This window comes from Candidatus Cloacimonas sp. (assembly GCA_039680785.1).
Taxonomy (GTDB): domain Bacteria; phylum Cloacimonadota; class Cloacimonadia; order Cloacimonadales; family Cloacimonadaceae; genus Cloacimonas.
This window is the reverse complement of sequence record JBDKSF010000089.1, coordinates 1-4,009: the sequence shown is the minus strand read 5'-3', so window position 1 is coordinate 4,009 and position 4,009 is coordinate 1. Positions and strand designations below refer to the sequence as shown.

Annotated in this window: 6 protein-coding genes; all 6 read left to right on the top strand. The window is 38.1% G+C overall.

All coding sequences use genetic code 11. The features are described 5' to 3' along the window. On the top strand, nt 1-841 hold an 841-nt coding region (locus tag ABFC98_06320; GenBank protein MEN6445646.1), incomplete at its 5' end, for a tetratricopeptide repeat protein. Further along, complete coding sequence (gene ribD, locus ABFC98_06315) at nt 838-1,947, top strand: bifunctional diaminohydroxyphosphoribosylaminopyrimidine deaminase/5-amino-6-(5-phosphoribosylamino)uracil reductase RibD (GenBank protein MEN6445645.1); 1,110 nt, start codon at nt 838-840, stop codon at nt 1,945-1,947. The genes ABFC98_06320 and ribD, both read left to right, overlap by 4 nt. Nucleotides 1,948-2,012: 65 nt before the next feature. Beyond that, nucleotides 2,013-2,408, top strand: coding sequence for a cupin domain-containing protein (locus ABFC98_06310; GenBank protein ID MEN6445644.1), 396 nt, complete (start codon nt 2,013-2,015; stop codon nt 2,406-2,408). Between the two features lie 9 nt (nt 2,409-2,417). Continuing rightward, entirely contained in the window at nt 2,418-3,476 is a 1,059-nt protein-coding gene (locus ABFC98_06305) for a M42 family metallopeptidase (protein MEN6445643.1), read from the top strand. A 140-nt stretch (nt 3,477-3,616) separates the two neighbouring features. Beyond that, complete coding sequence (locus ABFC98_06300) at nt 3,617-3,793, top strand: hypothetical protein (GenBank protein MEN6445642.1); 177 nt, start codon at nt 3,617-3,619, stop codon at nt 3,791-3,793. A gap of 52 nt (nt 3,794-3,845) precedes the next feature. After that, on the top strand, nt 3,846-4,009 hold a 164-nt coding region (locus ABFC98_06295), incomplete at its 3' end, for an rRNA adenine N-6-methyltransferase family protein (protein MEN6445641.1).

Here is a 4,009-nt window from a genome sequence, read left to right as displayed (position 1 = left end):
TCAGTATCCTATATATTTTCCAATGGATTATCTGCTGAAAAAATTGAATTTGCCCTTCTCCCCCACTGCTCAAACAGACGATCCGGAAAATTGCGCGGAAAAATGGATGAATACGCTTATACAATTGCAATGGAACGAATTAAGACAATATACAATAAACCAAAGTGACCTAAAGGACTTATCCGAAAGATATGTGGAAATTTTCCAAGCCATTCCCCAACTAAATAAAATATCCACTTACAGCATATTATATAGTGGCTTGGGGGAAGACGGAATTAGCGCCATCGTTTTTCTGGAATTGAATCATAAAACAGATTGGACATTGATATTAAGTAACATCAAAAATGAATGGAAAATACGGCAGAACATAGCGGGAAATCCAGAAAATTATTTCAAACAAAATAAACTCTATACCGAAATAGCTACGGCAATTGGCAAAGCGGATGACGCCAATGCCTGGAATTTAATAAAAGAGGGCTTGAAAATATATCCCGATAGCGCCGATCTATACTATTACCGGGCTTTATATTGGCAACTGGTGAAACAATATGATCAAGCCCTGGTGGATTTTTTTAATGCCATTGCTTTGGATAATGACTGGCAGGAACCCTATCTACATTTATCCACGCACTATTTGGCTAAAAGTGATTATGAACAAGCGCTTGTCTGGCTTTTGGAACTGCAAAAAATGAATCCGGAAGATCCTAATATTCTGAATAATTTGGCTGCCGCTTATGCTGGAAAAGGTGAAACGGAAAAAGCAAAGGCAATTTGCGAGCAGATTCTACAAAAATACCCTACTTATGAACTGGCTCGTAAAAATTGGGAAAAACTGCATTGACCGAAGCAGAAATAACCAAATATTTCAATATTGCCATAAAAATGGCGGAAAAAGCACGCGGAAAATGTTCTCCCAATCCCTTCGTCGGCTCCGTTATCATAAAAAATGGCAAAATTATTGCTACCGGTTGGACTTTACAATATGGCAGCGATCATTCCGAAATTCAAGCAATTAAAAAAGCAGGTAATGAAGCCAAAGACGCTATTTTATTTGTAACTTTGGAGCCCTGTTCCCATTTTGGCAAAACTCCACCCTGCGCTCAAGCCGTTATAAATGCAGGAATTAAAGAGGTCTATATAGGCATTGTTGATCCCAATCCCAAAGTATGTGGCAAAGGTATTGCAATGCTAAAAAATGCTGGCGTGGAAGTTCATTATGGCTATTTCGAGGATAAAATAAAAAAACAGCTGGAATATTACCTCTGCCATATTCAAAAAAATAAGCCCTTCGTAACTTTAAAAACAGCTCTTTCCTTGGATGGAAAATATGCTGCTTCGGATGGTTCCTCCCAATGGATTACAGGTGAAAAAGCCAGAAAATATGTGCATAAACTGCGGAGTGAAAATGATGTTGTCTTAACTGGAATAAATACAATTTTGACTGATGATCCTCTGCTGAATGTTCGCTTGCCGGGAAACCCGAAACAGCCACTGAGAGTTGTTTTAGACCCTTTTTTAAAAGTTCCTTTGGAATCCAAGTGGGTTAATTCTCTGCTAAAATTTCCCGGGATGATTATTACCACGGAAAAAATGCTGAATACCCCCAAAGCAAAAGAACTAAAGAAAAAAAACGCTTCTCTGCAGACGCTGAAAGCCATAAACGGTCATTTTGAGCTAAAGGAAGTATTATGTCTATTGCACAATATGAATTTTTATAGTGTGCTTTTGGAAAGTGGCAGTGGATTGGCGGAAGCGTTTCTAAAAGAGCGTTTGATTGATAAATTTTGCTTCATTTATGGCGCTAAAATTTTGGGAGGGACAAAAAGTCCTTTTCCAAAATTGGAACTATCCAACATCGATGATGCAATTTTAATGCGAGACATTGCTTGTCGGAAAATGGAAAATGACCTGATTGTAACTGCCTATCCTGATTATGAGACCGAATAATTTGTTTTTTAGGCAAAGTGCAATAGTTTATCTATAAAATACATAAAATCTTTCAGGAGGAAACAATGAAAGTTATACATTACGATGAAGTGCAACTGGAACCCGTTGATGCCGAAGGAGCTAAAGGGGCAAAAATCCGTTGGTTGATTGCCCAAAAAGATGGAGCTCCCACTTTTGCAATGCGGATGTTTGAAATTGAACCCGGAGGACACACTCCCTTTCATCAACACGATTGGGAGCATGAGGTCTATTGTCTTTCCGGAAAGGGTTCGTTGGTTACGGAAAGAGGAGAAATGGCTTTTGGAGTTGATGATGCCATTTTTGTGGATCCCAATATGAAACACACTTTTAAAAACACGGGAAATGAAATCCTAAAATTCCTATGTATTATCCCCCATGAAAAACCAGTTATTAAAAAAGCCCTGAATCCCTTTGCCGATGAGACGGCAAATAATTGCTAAGGAAAATATATGCAAAACGAAAATAAAAAATTCCTGTTCGATCTGTTACAGGTTCCCAGCCCATCCGGTTTTGAAGCAAATGCTCAAAAAATCGTTCATAATTATCTGCAAGATTGCTGTGACGACATAACGAATGATATAAACGGAAATCTGATTGCTTGCAAAAAAGGCAACGGAAAGCACAAAATAATGATTGTGGGTCATTCCGATGAAATTGGCTTTATGGTTAATTACATTGATGAAAATGGCTTTGTCTATGTAAAGACATTAGGAGGTTTTGATTTAAATCTGCTGCCTGGTTTGCGAGTGGATATTCATCATAACGACAATATTGTCCGAGGCATTTTTGGTAAAAAACCGATTCACTTGTTACGCGATAGCAATGACAACCCTAAATTGAGATTGGAAGATCTTTGGATTGATATTGGCGCAAAGGATAAAGAAGATGCCTTAAACCGCGTAGCCATTGGAGATACAGCTACTTACAGTTCACAAATTGAGGAATTGAACGAAGATATAATTGTCAGCAAAGCCACAGATAATAAAGTAGGCGTGTATATTGCCTCTGCGGTTATGCGCGAAATTGCCGATAAAAACATTAAAGCAGATTATTATGCTGTTTCTTCTGTAGGGGAAGAAACAACGCTGCGTGGCGCTTCAACTTGCGCATATTTGATAGATCCCGATATTGCCATTGCCGTTGATGTTACTTTTACATCGGACATTCCTGGAATAGATAAACACATTTTTGGAGATGTATCTCTCGGTAAAGGTCCTGTTTTGTGTTTGGGTTCTGCTTTGCATCCGCTGCTAAATAAGAAACTTACAGACCTGGCAAAAGAATTTGATATCCCTCTGCAAATTGAGATTTCGCCCTCCCGGACTGGAACTGATGCCGATGCTATTTTTGCTTCCAGATATGGAACAGCCACGGCTGTATTAAGTATTCCCAATCGATATATGCATACTCCCAATGAAGTGATATCACTTACGGATTTGGATTATGCGGTAAAACTATTGGTAGAATTCGTATTGAGCATAGACGACAGCTTTGATTTGAAAAGATAAGAGGATATAATATACAAAGAAGTAAAGAAGTATCTCTCTTATCCATTGAATAATGCCTTTTAGAAAAAAGGATTGACTGAAAAGGCACTCTTTTCAGAAATGGCTCAAATTATTGCTTATTAGCTAACAAGGAGAATATAATGGCAAAGAATACAAGAGGCAAAGGAATAAAAAACATTCCCAATCACGGTAGAGGTGAATGCCCTGTCTGTCATAGAACAGGTATCAAACTACTGTATGAAGTAAAAGTCGGCGAGAAAACATACAAAGTTTGTAAGACCTGCAAAAACTCTGCCGCTCAAAAATTGAGCGTTTAAATAATATTTTCGCTTTCGTTTTAGATATTACTTTAGAACGAAAGCACTTTTTATGAAAGCCCTGAAATCTCTCGGGCAAAATTTCCTGATTGATGATAACATTGCAAAAGATATTGTCAATCTGGGTAATTTGCAACCCGAAGATAAAGTGTGGGAAATAGGTCCCGGAAGAGGAATTCTTACCGAAAAAATACTATCCTATAATGTTCAACTCCG